Origin of the sequence: Psychrosphaera aestuarii, from assembly GCF_017948405.1 — a bacterium.
Taxonomy (GTDB): Bacteria; Pseudomonadota; Gammaproteobacteria; order Enterobacterales; family Alteromonadaceae; genus Psychrosphaera; species Psychrosphaera aestuarii.
This window is the reverse complement of record NZ_CP072844.1, coordinates 1,409,912-1,424,525: the sequence shown is the minus strand read 5'-3', so window position 1 is coordinate 1,424,525 and position 14,614 is coordinate 1,409,912. Positions and strand designations below refer to the sequence as shown.

General features: G+C 39.9%; 14 protein-coding genes. 6 read left to right on the top strand and 8 right to left on the bottom strand.

What is annotated here, in order from left to right; translation table 11 throughout:
- Positions 1 to 61: 61 nt before the first annotated feature.
- From maiA to pspA, 7 genes are all read right to left on the bottom strand, one after another.
- Positions 62 to 700, bottom strand: a complete 639-nt coding sequence (maiA, locus tag J9318_RS06410) for a maleylacetoacetate isomerase (protein ID WP_210562218.1) — start codon at positions 698 to 700, stop codon at positions 62 to 64.
- Positions 701 to 702: 2 nt separating this feature from the next.
- Complete coding sequence (gene tyrR / locus J9318_RS06405) at positions 703 to 2,268, bottom strand: transcriptional regulator TyrR (protein WP_210562217.1); 1,566 nt, start codon at positions 2,266 to 2,268, stop codon at positions 703 to 705.
- Positions 2,269 to 2,415: 147 nt separating this feature from the next.
- The gene (gene phhA / locus J9318_RS06400) at positions 2,416 to 3,210 is read right to left on the bottom strand and encodes a phenylalanine 4-monooxygenase (RefSeq protein ID WP_210562216.1); all 795 of its coding nucleotides are present in this window, start codon (positions 3,208 to 3,210) and stop codon (positions 2,416 to 2,418) included.
- A gap of 6 nt (positions 3,211 to 3,216) precedes the next feature.
- Entirely contained in the window at positions 3,217 to 4,461 is a 1,245-nt protein-coding gene (gene megL / locus J9318_RS06395) for a methionine gamma-lyase (RefSeq protein ID WP_210562215.1), read from the bottom strand.
- A 187-nt stretch (positions 4,462 to 4,648) separates the two neighbouring features.
- Positions 4,649 to 5,086, bottom strand: a complete 438-nt coding sequence (gene pspC / locus J9318_RS06390) for an envelope stress response membrane protein PspC (protein WP_210562214.1) — start codon at positions 5,084 to 5,086, stop codon at positions 4,649 to 4,651.
- 19 nt (positions 5,087 to 5,105) lie between these two features.
- Entirely contained in the window at positions 5,106 to 5,345 is a 240-nt protein-coding gene (pspB, locus tag J9318_RS06385; protein WP_210562213.1) for an envelope stress response membrane protein PspB, read from the bottom strand.
- Positions 5,346 to 5,370: 25 nt separating this feature from the next.
- Positions 5,371 to 6,042: a phage shock protein PspA gene (gene pspA / locus J9318_RS06380; protein WP_210562212.1), complete on the bottom strand. Its 672-nt coding sequence runs from the start codon at positions 6,040 to 6,042 to the stop codon at positions 5,371 to 5,373.
- A gap of 215 nt (positions 6,043 to 6,257) precedes the next feature.
- Here pspA and pspF point away from each other — a divergent pair, with 215 nt between their 5' ends.
- From pspF to J9318_RS06350, 6 genes are read left to right on the top strand one after another with little or no spacing between them, the layout of a single operon-like run.
- Positions 6,258 to 7,355: a phage shock protein operon transcriptional activator gene (pspF, locus tag J9318_RS06375; RefSeq protein ID WP_210562211.1), complete on the top strand. Its 1,098-nt coding sequence runs from the start codon at positions 6,258 to 6,260 to the stop codon at positions 7,353 to 7,355.
- Positions 7,342 to 8,970, top strand: coding sequence for an ABC transporter substrate-binding protein (locus tag J9318_RS06370; RefSeq protein WP_244731948.1), 1,629 nt, complete (start codon positions 7,342 to 7,344; stop codon positions 8,968 to 8,970). Before pspF ends, J9318_RS06370 begins: the two co-directional genes overlap by 14 nt.
- Entirely contained in the window at positions 8,967 to 10,001 is a 1,035-nt protein-coding gene (locus J9318_RS06365; protein ID WP_210562391.1) for an ABC transporter permease, read from the top strand. Before J9318_RS06370 ends, J9318_RS06365 begins: the two co-directional genes overlap by 4 nt.
- Positions 9,988 to 10,881, top strand: coding sequence for an ABC transporter permease subunit (locus J9318_RS06360; RefSeq protein WP_210562210.1), 894 nt, complete (start codon positions 9,988 to 9,990; stop codon positions 10,879 to 10,881). The genes J9318_RS06365 and J9318_RS06360 overlap by 14 nt, the downstream gene beginning before the upstream one ends.
- Positions 10,882 to 10,887: 6 nt before the next feature.
- Positions 10,888 to 11,883 carry an oligopeptide/dipeptide ABC transporter ATP-binding protein gene (locus J9318_RS06355; RefSeq protein ID WP_210562209.1) on the top strand — a complete coding sequence of 332 codons (996 nt, stop codon included), beginning with the start codon at positions 10,888 to 10,890 and terminating at the stop codon, positions 11,881 to 11,883.
- Positions 11,883 to 12,656, top strand: a complete 774-nt coding sequence (locus tag J9318_RS06350) for an ATP-binding cassette domain-containing protein (RefSeq protein ID WP_210562208.1) — start codon at positions 11,883 to 11,885, stop codon at positions 12,654 to 12,656. Before J9318_RS06355 ends, J9318_RS06350 begins: the two co-directional genes overlap by 1 nt.
- A 59-nt stretch (positions 12,657 to 12,715) precedes the next feature.
- On the opposite strand, the gene J9318_RS06345 is transcribed toward J9318_RS06350, so the two are convergent.
- Positions 12,716 to 14,581: a SurA N-terminal domain-containing protein gene (locus J9318_RS06345; protein ID WP_210562207.1), complete on the bottom strand. Its 1,866-nt coding sequence runs from the start codon at positions 14,579 to 14,581 to the stop codon at positions 12,716 to 12,718.
- Between the last annotated feature and the right edge of the window lie 33 nt (positions 14,582 to 14,614).

The following is a 14,614-nucleotide window of genomic DNA, read 5'->3' as shown; positions in this document are numbered from 1 at the left end:
TATAATTCTTGCTCCCAATACGGAAACAAACACAAATAATAAAATTTTTAAAATCAGCACCTTACGATGCATCTTCTTGTTGTTCTGGGGACGCATTCCAAAATTCTGGCAATGCTCGGCACCGGCTCGTTATCTCCATTATGTTAGGAAATGGGGTCATATCTACATTAAACCGCTCGGCGTTATAAACTTGCGGGATTAAACAAATATCAGCCCAACTGATTTCATCACCATAACAAAACAAGCCTTTAGTACGTGCTAAAGACTTTTCTAACGAGGCAAACCCAACACTTATCCAATGTTTATACCACGTAGCTTTACTGTCATCATCTTGGTTAAGATCGTTTGTTAAGTATTGCAAAACACGTAGATTATTTAATGGATGTATGTCGCAAGCGATATCAAATGCCAATGCTTTTGCTTTAACATTATCTTGAATATTTGTTGGTAATAACGGCGACTGTGGGTATTTTTGCTCTAGATAATCTAAGATTGCCAATGACTGATTAAGTGTAAAGTCTCCATCTACTAAAGTAGGGACAAGCTCATTCGGGTTCAGTTCTTGATAATCTTTGCTGTGTTGTTGACCGCCATCTTTTACTAAATGAACGCTTATCAGTTCACAATCTAACTGCTTTAGGTTCAATGCAATACGAACTCGGTAGGCCGCAGAAGAGCGCCAATATCCAAATAATTTCATCTTTACACCTTAGTGCTTTTTTTGTTGATGCCATAATCGCGAAGTTTATTGGCGATCGCGGTATGACTAAGTCCTAATTTTTTAGCTAATTGTCGTGAACTAGGGTAAGCCGGATATAACTTTCTTAACAAGCTTGCTTCAAACCGTTTTACTGCTTGATCTAAGCTTCCCTCAAATCCTTCGTCTAAATAGCCAAACTCATTGCTATAACAAGGCAACTCTAAATCACTTTGCTCTAAAATATCGTTCTCAGATATGCTGATTGCTCGATATAAACAATTTTCTAATTGGCGAGTATTGCCAGGCCAAGGGTACGATTGAATATATTCCAAACAACTCTTTGAAAGAGTCGGTGCGCGCTTTCCTAATTCGGTCGCGAACTTCTGCACAAAATGATTGGCCAGTGGATTAATATCCATTCTGCGCTCTCTCAAAGGAGGTATGGTGATACTTAATACATTTAATCGGTAGTATAGATCTTCTCTAAACTCCCCTTCTTGAACCATTGCTGAAAGATCTTTTTGAGTTGAGCAGATTACTCTTACATCAACTTTAACCTCTTTCTCTTCCGCAACTCGTCTAAAGGTGCCATCTTGTAAAAATCGCAGTAACTTTGTTTGCATCTCTGCAGACATTTCACTCACTTCATCTAAAAATACAGTGCCACCATTAGCCTGTTCAAAAATACCTCGTTTTCCGGAAGTATCTTTAGTGTCAAATGCATCACCACTAAAACCAAACAATTCAGACTCGGCCACATTGTCAGGCAAAGACGCACAACTTAAAGCAATAAAAGGATGTTCACTGCGGCTGCTGGCATCGTGACATGCCCTAGCGAGTAATTCTTTGCCTGTGCCGGTTTCACCTTGGAGTAACACAGGAGCATCTAACTGAGACATTTTTTTAGCCTCACGAATGACTCGACGCATACTTGTGCTGTTGGCTAATATATCGTTAAACGACTCATTATTATCGTCACGGAAGGCATTTATTTGCTGACCTAAACGACTGTGTGATTTTAGGTTAACTACCGCACCTGCTAATTGCACATTGCCATCTTCATCGGTTACATTAATTGGCAATATGTCGGTTACAAATTCTTCATTATTTCCCGTTAGTTTTAATGTTTGGCCGGTAACTTCTTTTGAGTCTAACCACTTTACAAAATTAAAACCTTTAAGAATACTTTGTACCGGCTGACCAATAATATCTGACTCAGCAAGACCGAGGTCAACTAGCGAGGCTTGATTGGCCGTTAAAATATGACCCTTGCTATCAATTGATATAACGCCGTCTGGCAAGATTCTAAGCAATGTTACAAGTTCATTGTGCTCACGTTCATAAGGCAAAAAGCTCGTTGTTTTAACATCTGTTATACCGTCAACGCGCCTAATCGCCGCCATAACCTGCTGAAACGGCTCAAAGTCAATTTTTGGAAACGCGACATAAAGACATTTACTGATCTTATCAAATTCTATACCGCGTAAATCGATGTCGTGATCGACTAATATGTTAAGCACTTCTTTTGCTAAGCCCATTCGGTCTTGGCAGGCAATTTGTAACCGCATTATTGCTCCGAGGAAAAACTGAAAGTGTTTTTGTAAGTTTGCAATTGTATGTACAACATGTCTTTCTTGGCAACAATTATTTACACCTAGAAAGCAAAAAGGCACTGTCAGTGCCTTTGTTTAATACGCTTCAACCTTAAATAAGGTTTAAGCAGCGCTTTTAGGTGGGAACGTTGGTGGGTACAACCCAAGCTTCATGGCTTCACGAACCATACCCATTAAGTCCATCTGTGATATTTCAAACAGTTGTTCAATACCGTCGATAACGTAATATTTAGGTTGCATAATATCAATACGATATGGTGTTCTAAAAGCATCCATTACGTTCATCACATTTCGCTCTGGGACATCGGAGTTGAATGCGTATTCAGTCTCACCTGGAGAAGACAAAATACCACCGCCGTATATACGCAGTTCATCATTTTGCTTCATCAAACCAAACTCGACAGTAAACCAATACAAACGAGCTAGATAAACACGCTCTTCTTTTGTTGCAGCTAGACCTAGCTTACCGTATGTGTGAGTAAACTCAGAGAAAGCCGGATTCGTTAGCATCGCACAATGACCAAATATCTCGTGAAAAATATCTGGCTCTTGCAAATAATCAAAGTGTTCGCGTCGTCTTATAAACGTGGCCGTCGGAAACTTTTTATCGGCCAATAGTTTGAAAAAAGACTCAAAGTTGATAAGTGCCGGGACTTCAGCACACTGCCAGCCTGTTGTATCGAGTAATACTTCACTGATTTCACCTAATTGTGGTACACGGTCCTTAGGCATATCCAGCTTTTCTAAGCCTTCAAAGTATTCATCACACGCTTTACCTTTGATTACTTCTAACTGGCGTTCAATCAATTCGCTCCAAACTTGGTTTTCATCATCACTCCAATGAATAAAACCATTCGCGTCCGACTGCTTTGAACTGTATGAAGATTGCTTTGCCATGTTACTTTACCTCCAGCTAACTGCTGTACTTACTGAATCTGATCTTAATGCAAGTATATAGTCAAACGCTTGCTTTAGATCAGCGACTATATCACTTACATTTTCTAAACCTACTGAAATACGGATTAAACCATCACTAATACCAGCTTCTAATCGCTCTTCTTGCGTATACGGAGAGTGCGTCATTGAGGCTGGGTGTTGAATCAATGACTCTGCATCGCCCAAACTAACGGCTATAGAAAATAGCTGCGTTGCATCAATAAAGGCTTGCCCTTCGTCTATCGTGCCATCAAGTTCAAACCCTATTACTCCACCAGCACCACGCATTTGCTTACCTAAAAATGAGTATCCTTGATGTGAAGGCAGACCCGGATAGTAAACTTTTGAGACTAAAGGATGACCTTCTAAAAACTCTGCGACGGTTTGTGCCGATTGACAGTGCCTCTCCATTCTAACAGAAAGCGTTTTTAATCCTCGTAGAATCAACCACGCATCATGTGGACTCATCGTACCGCCTACATCTTTTAGTATCGTGAGTTTGATGGTTTCTATCTTTTCTGCTGACGACGCTATAACTCCAGCAATCACATCGCCGTGACCATTTAGATATTTAGTCGCGCTATGTATAACAATATCAATACCAAAGTCTACCGGTGTTTGCAGTAGCGGTGACATAAAGGTGTTGTCGATAACTGAAATTAAGCCGTGATCACTACTAAACTTACCGATCATGGCTAAGTCCAGCACTTTAAGGTTTGGATTAACCGGCGTTTCTGCGAACACCATTTTTGTGTTTGGTTGCAGTGCCGCATTAAGTTCCTCAACATTATCCATATCGATAAAAGTCACCTCGATGCCCCACTTTGGCAACTGATGATTAAGCAACGCAAAAGAGCAACCATAGATAGCTTTGCTAGCAATTAAGTGATCGCCCGCTTCTAGAAAACTAAGTAATGCACCTGATACGGCCGCCATTCCAGTTGCAGTAGCTGCGGCGTCCTCCATTTTTTCAAGCGCGGCTATTTTAATTTCTAGTTCTCGCGTTGTTGGATTACCTAACCGTGTATAAATATACCCCGGCTCTTCACCTGCAAATCTCGCAGCCCCTTGTGCTGCGTTCTCGAATATAAATGTTGAAGTTTGAAACAATGGACTAGTAAGGGCACCATGATGTGCACCTTTTTCTTTTCCTGCGTGAATACACAACGTATCAGGATGCGGCGCTTTATTTTTGTTGTTATTGATTGTCATAAAGTACTCTTAGAAAAGTCGGCTAAAATCGCCATTTGCTATTAGCTAGACTTTGCACAATTTTTGTTAGAGTTAATAATCTAACCCAGTGAAAAGCATCACTTAGAATGTAAATCAAAATTTACAGCATATCAGACACAAAAAGACCGCATCAATGCGGCCTTCTCTATACTTTATGAGTGATAAATTACAGCTTATTTATCTCCCGTTTCAGGGTGAACTCATTAGAGGTGACGTATGTTTCAATACCTCTGATTCGTTGTTCAATTCCATCAAACTGCCTTTTAATGTCTCTAAACGCCTGAACTGGTGGCTCGCCTGACTGATAAACATTTCTTTTTACATGCACCGCTTTATCAATTTCATTTTCGAATTTAGCCCAAGGTGCTGATTCAGCTTGAAAGCCTCCTTCGCGACGAGACACGCTTCCATCTTTATCTAAAATAAACCAGGCAGCGATATAAGCGACAATAAAAAAACCACCTGAGAAAATAATACCACTAAACCAAATAACTCTAATTAACCACGTTTCGATCCCTGTAAACTCTGCTAAACCGGCACATACTCCTGCCACTTTTCCTTTACTTGGAATACGCATTAACTTCTTACTTGTTTGCTTAGTCATAATTAGCCTCCTAATCATTTTATCGAGGCTGACCGCGCCATCCTGGCGCTTCAACATCTAAAATAGACTCAAGTGTTTTTACTCGTTCACCTAGTGACTCAGCCTTGTGTGCTAAGCTATATAACTCTTGAAGTTCACGTTCGTTCAACCCTTGGCTAACCTGCTTCTTACTACGGTAATGCATTATTAACCAGATTGGCGCTACAAAAATCATAAAGATAATAATTGGCGCCACTAAAATTCCTACCACGTCACTCATCACATACTCCTTCGCTTAGTGCGTTTTATTTATCTTTTTTATTTGAGTTAAGTTTCGCTTTTAATGCAGCAAGCTCACTGTCTACCTTTTCAGATGACTCTAACTCTGCAAATTCATCTGCTAGCGTTTTATTGCCTAAATCATAAGATTCAGCTTCCGCTTCGATACTATCAATTTTGCGCTCGTATTGTTCAAATCGAGACAAGGCATCATTGAGTTTATCGTTACTTAACTTACTTTTAACATTTAACCTTGAAGATGCTGTTTTACCGCGCATCAGAATCGTTTTTTGACGGGCTTTGGCATCTTCTAATTTAACCTGAAGTTGACCAATTTCACCCTGTAAACGACTCACTTGCTCGTCTAACGCGCCTAGGTCTTTTTCGTATGCGACTACTTGCTCTTCGCTTTTTTGCTTTTCGGCTAAGGCCTGGCGAGCTAAGTCTTCGCGATCTTTAGATAAAGCTAACTCAGCTTTACTTTGCCAATCCTCGGCTTCGGCCTTTAATCGTTCAATAATTCGTACCACATCTTTTTTATCGGCAAGTGTTCTTGCCGACGATGAACGAACCTCAACTAAGGTGTCTTCCATTTCTTGAATAATCAAGCGAACCATTTTTTCAGGATCTTCTGCTTTATCTAATAACGAATTAATGTTTGCATTCACAATGTCAGCAAAGCGTGAAAAAATTCCCATAATACTTACCTCATCATTGGTTATTTGAACGTTGCCGTTCTTTTAACAGTAACCTTATGTCACGTTGCGTTGTTACATTCAGATACCTTGCCAACATTTCACCAACAATTAACTGCTTGTTTTATATGGTATAAATATAATTAAAATGAATACTTTCCGTTTATGCGTTTTTAAAATACACTACTAATTAGTCATTTTAACCAACTGTTGAAACTATGAATCATTTTAGAAAAAAAGATAACCTAATTGGCCAAGCGAATTCCTTTTTAGAAGTCCTCGAAAAAGTTTCACAGTTGGCATCGCTCAATAAGCCGGTGTTAATTATTGGCGAGCGCGGCACCGGTAAAGAACTTATCGCAGCACGCTTGCATTACCTATCAAGCCGATGGGATCAGAACTACGTTACTCTTAATTGTGCAGCATTAAATGAAAACCTACTCGAAAGCGAATTGTTTGGTCATGAGTCTGGCGCATTTACTGGCGCCGGCAAACGCCACGAAGGGCGATTTGAACGAGCAAATAGCGGTACGCTTTTCTTAGATGAGCTAGCGAATACGTCAGGTCTTGTTCAAGAAAAGTTACTTAGGGTCATAGAGTATGGTGAGTTTGAGCGCGTTGGCGGAAGTAAAACAGTAAAAGTTGATACCAGGCTAGTATGCGCTACTAATGAAGACTTACCAGCCCTTGCTGAAGCCGGTGAGTTTCGCTCTGATTTACTTGACCGATTAGCCTTTGATGTAATCACCCTACCGCCACTGAGAGAACGTCGTGAAGACATTATGGTATTGGCTGAACACTTTGCAATATCAATGGTAAAAGAGCTTGGCTGGGAGTTATTCAGCGGATTTTCAAGAAAAGCCAAAGAGTTTTTAATGGAGTATGAGTGGCCTGGTAATGTACGTGAGCTAAAAAACGTAGTGGAACGCAGCGTTTACAGAGCGGCCAATCCACATGTCCCCGTCCATGAGATTGTTATCGACCCTTTCGATAGCCCCTTTAGACCTAAACAACGTGTCAAAACTCAAGATCGACAGGCTGAAATATCGAATATTCAAAGTTCGTCTAAAACTTCCTCGACTGAAATAACAAATCCTTCTGTCAATCAATCTAGTAGTCCATTAGAATTAGAGCCTAAATTTCCGTTAGACTTTAAATTAGTCAGCCAAGAGTTTGAAATTAATCTGATTAAAAAGGCGTTAGCGAATTGCCACTATAATCAGAAGAAATCAGCAGAGCAGCTTGGTGTTACGTATCATCAGTTACGTGGCTATTTAAAGAAATACAATCTTTTGGACAGCAATGGTGAAGATTAAAGGTTTAATAAAAGCCGTATTAGTTATGTTTGGCGTTACAAGCATACTAGGGTGCGATATTGAACAAGATTCAGAACTAGCATCAAAAACGCTACTGTATTGCAGTGAGGGCTCTCCCGAGTCTTTTAACCCTCAGTTAGTTACAAGTGGCACCACGATTGATGCCGTATCACAACAAATCTACAACCGGTTAGTAAAAATAGATCCAAGCAACGGTCAAGTTGTCTCCGATCTTGCCCGAAAAGTAATCGTATCCAATGATGCAATGCGGTATCGATTTTATTTACGTAAAGACATTACGTTTCATACCACAGATTACTTTACGCCAACAAGGAACTTAACCAGCGCTGATATTTTATTTACCTTTTCCAGAATTCTTCATACTGACAATCCATTTCACGATGTGGGTGGTGGTCAATATCCCTTTTTCAGCGGTATTGGCTTATCACAATTAATTGAGCAAATTATTGTCGTCGATGATTTAACAATTGAGTTTAGGTTAAATGATCCTCAGGCTTCGTTTTTAGCTAATATGGCCACTGACTTTGCCGTTATTTTATCCGCTGAATACGGAGAACAGCTCATCGAGTCTGGTCAGAAAGAGCTTATTGATCAAAAGCCTATCGGTACGGGTCCGTTTAAGTTTAAAGATTACAAGCGAGATCACTACATTCGTTACCTAAAACACCACGATTATTGGCAGTCAGAGTCAAACTTAGAGCAGATAGTGTTTGATATAACTCCGGACAACTCAACAAGACTTGCAAAGCTTTTAACGAAAGAGTGTGATGTTTTAGGTTACCCTTCGGCATCTGACGTTGGCTTTCTACATAAGCGAAAAGAGGTTGATATTGTAGAAACAACCTCAATGAATGTGAGTTATTGGGCGTTCAATACAGAGGTTGAGCCTTTTAACAATCCCCTAGTTCGTAAAGCGTTGTCTTATGCCGTTGATCAAAACGCAATTATCGATGCCGTTTACTTTGGATTAGCCGAGCCTGCCACAAGCTTGTTACCCCCAACCTCGTGGGCCTACAACGGCGACTCTTACATTAGCCGTTATAACTTACAAAAAGCTCAAGAGTTACTCAACGAAGCTGGATATTCTGATGGTTTTGAAATGGACATTTGGGCAATGCCTGTACAGCGTGTTTATAACCCAAATGCTGGAAAAATGGCGGAGATCCTGCAGCAGAGTTTAAAAGAACTTAATATTAAAGTTAATATTGTGACCTATGACTGGGGGACGTTTAGAAAAAAACTGGCCAATGGTGAACATGACTCTGTTCTTATTGGCTGGCTGGCTGACAACTCAGACCCCGATAACTTTTATCGCCCTCTACTAAGTTGTGCAGCAGCAGTGTCAGGTTCAAACAGAAGTTTGTGGTGCAACGACGACTACGATAGTAACGTGAAACAGGCACTTTCTACTGCTAATCAGGACAAACGTAAAATCTTTTACACTAATGCCGAAAATATCATTACTAGAGAAGTACCTTTAGTGCCCATCGCTCATGCTACAAGACACAAGGTTCATCATAATTATATTAAGAACGTTAACATCAACCCTTATGGTGGGATAGATTTCTCAGCAACGAAAAAGGGCAAACAATAATGTTAAATTATGTGTTGAGAAAATGTTACCTACTAATCTTCGTTACGCTAGGGGTAACGATATTTGCATTCTCATTAAATTATTTGTTTCCTGGCGATGTATTGTCAAATATGACTGGAAACTTAAATATCTCACCAGAATTACGACAGATTTTGAGTGAAGAGTATCGTCTAGACCAAAATGTTATTTTCCAGTACTTCGCTTATATCCACAGGATCACAAATGGAGACTGGGGCGTGTCTTTTATCAATGACACTAGTATATTTAATCAAGTTTTTCATGCTCTTCCAGCAACAATAGAACTCGCTGTTTATGCATTACTTTACAGCTTTATCGTTGCGCTACCGCTTGGTATTTTGGCTTCTGACTCTAACCGACCTTGGTTAGATAAACCTATATTGGCATTGTCATTGATTGGCTTTTCGATGCCAATATTTTGGCTTGCGCTGATTATGATTTTGATTTTCTCAATTAACTTAGGTTGGTTCCCTGTATCTGGCAGACTTAGTCTAATATATGATATTCCAGTCACTACTGGATTCATGCTCGTTGATATCTGGATTTCAGAGTTACCATATAAAATGGAGGCTATGCTAGATGCTTTAAAACATTTAATAATGCCGACCTTTGTATTAGCCGCTTATCCAACGACAGTACTTATACGAACAACACGCCAGTCAATGCAAAACGTTCTTGATACAAGTTATGTGAAAGCTGCTAAAGCCAAAGGGCTATCAAACTTCCAGGTTTTAAAGCGACATGCTCTTCGAAACGGTTTGTTACCTGTAATACAAATGCTGGGAATTCATTTTGGTACTCTTATTACTCTTGCCATGGTTACTGAAGTTATTTTCTCCTGGCCAGGTATTGGCCTTTGGTTAGTCGACGCAATACACCAGCGAGATTACCCTGCGATTCAAGGTGGTTTAATGGTAATGTCTGGAATGGTGTTTGTCGCCACGATTATTTTCGATGTTATTTATATGATTTTTGATCCACTGGCAAGAAGGCATGGACATGGCAAAATTTAGATTATTTTCTTCGCCAAGCAATTATTCCCCATTAAAGCAGCTTTGGAGTTTATTCGAGCGTAACCATTTTGCTCTAGTGGCATTTTGGATTTTCCTTATCATGTTGGTTATTTCAGTATTTGGCCCATTTATCGCGCCCTACTCTCCTTATCAACAACATCCAGAAGCCCTATTAGTGCCCCCCGCTTGGGAGCCTGAAGGACAAATTAATTATTTATTTGGAACGGATGGCCTTGGGCGCGACATCTTGTCTCGGGTATTAATTGGCATTAGTTATTCTTTTGGTCTGGCAATCGTTGCGGTTATTTTAGCACTTACCATAGGTGTGCTTATTGGTACGCTGGCTGGATTTAGTAAAGGTATTCGTGCAAGCGTGTTGAACCATGTTCTTGATATAGCATTGATTATGCCCTCGTTACTGATTGCAATTGTTATTGTTGCGGTCCTAGGTCCTGGCATTGCGAATACTTTTTGGGCGGTTGTGTTAGCCATGCTTCCGCAGTTTATTCATCATGTTCGTACGGAAGTGGCTGACTTGTTGAATAAAGACTTTGTTATTGCATACAAGTTAGATGGCGCGAATAAAATACAATTATTCCAATATGCCTTACTACCAAATCTAGTTGAAGGCATCGTGATTTTTTCTGCTATGGCCATCTCTTCAGCTATCTTAGATATTGTTGTTCTTGGTTTTATCGGTATAGGCGCTCAAACACCTGAGCCTGAACTGGGTACTATGATTGCGGATAGTTTAGATGTATTTTATCTAAGCCCATGGACAGTAATGTTACCGGGTTTGATACTATTTATATGTATTTTGTCTGTGAATATTGTTGGTGACGGTTTGCGCCGAGCCCTTAAAGACCGTCGCTTACAGTAGGTAAATATGCGCTTATTAGATATTAGAAATCTGAACATAGAATTACAAACGAATGACGAAGTTATTCGTGCCGTTGAGTCAGTTAATTTTGCTATGAAAATGGGAGATGTAAGTGGCTTAATCGGTGAGTCAGGATCTGGTAAAAGCTTAATAGCTAAAGCATTGGTTGGTGTTTTAAATAACCGTTGGAATGTGACCGCTGATCGCCTTCACTTTATGGGTGAAGATTTAAATAAGCTCTCTGAAACAAATAGACGTAAAATCATTAGCTCTAATATTTCGATGATTTACCAGGAGCCACGACGTTGTCTTGATCCAACCGCTGATATATTTTCTCAAATCGAAGAGTCCTTACCCGACGGTGATTATTCCGGTTGGTTTGGAGCGAAAAAAGAACTAAGAGTTAAAAAGTGCAGCAACTTACTGCACAAAGTCGGTATTAAAGATCATGTCGCTATATTCAATAGCTACCCGCACATGTTATCAGAAGGTGTATGCCAAAAAATAATGATTGCGATGGCTATTGCAAAAGAGCCTAAACTGCTCATCGCTGACGAGCCAACAACGGCACTAGAAAGCACAACGTCATTACAAGTAATAAAGCTACTAAAGAGTTTAAATCAGCTTAAAGACATGGCCGTAATCTTTATTACTCATAACCTAAACACGATTACGAGTTGGGCAGATACGATAAATGTTATGTACTGCGGCCAGCTTATTGAGAGTGGTCCAACAAAAAAATTACTTTCAGCACCTAAACACCCTTACACCAAAGCGTTATTTGATAGCGAACCTGACTTCAGTACAGTCGATATGCATAGTAAGCAACGTTTATATACGCTAAAGGGGACCATTCCGACATTGCAACATTTGCCGGCAGGTTGTCGCTTAGGACCTCGTTGCCCGAACGCACAAAAAGCATGTGTCATTATGCCTGAACAACAAAAAATAAAGAGACAATCGTTCAGATGTCATTATCCATTAATTGAGGAACTCAAATAGTGGAATCTATCCCGTTATTCTCGGTAAGAGAAATTAAAAAAACGTATAAAGATAAATCTAACTGGTTTAAAAAAGGGCGTAATGTTGAAATTGGCCCCATTTCATTTGATTTACATCGCGGTGAAACACTTGCTATCGTCGGTGAAGCCGGCTCAGGCAAAAGTACTATTGCAAGAATTTTGGCGGGGGCAGAATTGCCTGACTCTGGTGAATTATATCTAGGAGACGACAGAGTTAATTGGCATGATGCAAAGTTTTTTTGTCAAAACATAAGAATGATATTCCAAGATGCTCAGAAGTCACTGAATCCAACGGTGCGAATTGGTGAGCAATTAGAACAGCCACTTCTATTCAACACACGCTTAAATAAAAAACAGCGCAAGGAACGTATCAATAAGTCTCTACGTAAAGTGGGTCTCTTACCGGAACACGCAGAATATTACCCCCATATGTTTTCGGGTGGTCAAGCACAGCGAATTGGCATTGCTCGAGCGTTAATATTAGATCCCCAAGTGGTTATCATTGATGAGGCTCTAGCGCCATTAGACCCTTCTTTAAGGGCTCAAGTCATTAATTTACTTTTAGAGCTACAAGAGACGCTTCAGCTCACTTATTTGCTCATATCACATCAAATGTCTTTAGTTCGCTATTTGAGTGACCGCATAATGATAATGGAGCAAGGAAAGATCATTGAGGCTGGCAGTATTGATGATATTTTTGAATCTCCTCAGCACCCTAAAACACAAAAACTACTTAAGTCCATGGATATGTAGACAATAAAAAAGGCTCCTAAGGAGCCTTTTTTATTACCTTTTTAAAGTAACCTTGATGTTTACTCTATGTCGGCGTTCGCTTTACTCGCATCGATCAACGCTTTTACTGCTTGCTGACCAATCACGTTAAGTACTTGGTTTGAAACAGGCGCCTCTACAAGAGCAGGCTTAGTCGTTACTGATGTTAGTGATACAACAGCTGCGTCACCATTCGGCAGTTCAACTAGGTCATACTCTGGTTGACCATTTTCTGGCTTTGGTAATTCAAAAACAGCGTCTCTTACATTTGCGTTAACTTTTGTATCAAAGCGACCAACATCAATTTGATTTGATGTCGTCACGGCCGGATCCGCATTCAATTCTGCTAGCTCTGCACCGGCTTTAACTTTTTCTTCAACTTCTAATGCTTTTTTAGATGCTAGTTCAGACGCTTTTTCTCGCGTAAGAGCAACTGTAATAGGCGTTCTAATTTCTTCTAACTGTTGAACTCGAGCTGGTTGATTTTCTGTTACTCTAAATACAATTGATTTAGTGTCGTTTATCTCAATCAGTTCGCTGTTTAGGCCTTCACTAATAAAGTTTTCATCAAACGCTTTTGATACTACTGATGGGCTACTTACGATGCCTTGTAGTTGATTAGCTGTTACTAAACCCGTTGTTTTTAATTCAAGACCTGCAACTTCAGCTGCATCTTCTAAGGTATCTGGAATCTCAAAAGATATTTCAGATACTTTTGTCTGCGCTTCGATATAAAGCTCGTCTATTTTTAACTGTTGAAGTTGTGAAGCAATTTGTGCTTTAACATCTTCGAACGATGCACTTTCTGCTTTTTCGTATTCAGTCATTTTTACAATATGAAAGCCTGACTCTGATTCAAATACAGGTGTTACATCACCCGCTTTCTCAAGAGCTAATACCGCCTGGTCGAATGCTTCGCCAAATACACCTGCTTCGAACCACTCCAAGTCACCACCGTTTTCGGCACTGAATGTATCTTCAGAAAACTCTGCTGCCACTGAAGCAAATGATTCACCAGAGGCTAGCTTTTCTTTAGCTTGATTAATTTTTTCTTCGGCACCTTCTTTAGCTTCCACTAAAATGTGAGCGATTCGGCGTTGTTCTTGTTTTGTAAACTCTACGATGTTCTGCTCGTAGTATTCTTCAAGTTGCTCTGCTGATACCGCAACTGCCTCTGCAAGTTTTTGTGCGTCGATCAAGATATATTCAACGGCAACTTTATCTGCGGTTTTATACGAAAACTTATTGTTATCGTAATACGCTTGGATGTCTTCTTCTGTTAACTCAACGTTTGACTCAAGTGCTTTGCTTGATACAAGGACTTGTAGGAATGTTCTTGTTTGGTTATTCAAAGCAGCATATTGCTCTTTTTCGTGCTCTAAAACAAACTCCGAGCCCATTAAAGATGCTGTATACTGTGAGCGAACCATTTGCTGGCGCAAATAATCTCTAAACTGCGTTGGCGTGAAACCAGCTTGACGTAACAACGCTAAATAAACTTCGTTATCAAACTGACCGTTTCGTTGAAACTCAGGCATAGCAACAATTGCTTTTTTAATTTGCTCATCGCTTACACGAATACCTAAGTCTTTTGCTTGTTGGCGCTGTAACTCTTCAACAACAAGTTTATCTACGATACCTTGTCTAAAGTTTGCAACATAACTTTCATCTGCCATTAACTGCTCAACAACATCGCCAAACTGTTGTTTCATACGATTACGCTCGTTTTGAAACGCTTCTTCTACTGCAGTTTGTGTTATTTCGACACCATTTACTGTTTTGACAGCAGTATCAGCTTTGCTGTTGATGTAACTACCTATACCACTAATGGCAAACGTAAGTATCACCAAGCCAAGGATAACTTTGGCTGCGATTCCTTGAGAACCTTCTCTAATTCTTTCTAGCATTGTTACTTCTCTTTGCTGAGTTTGAAATTGTTT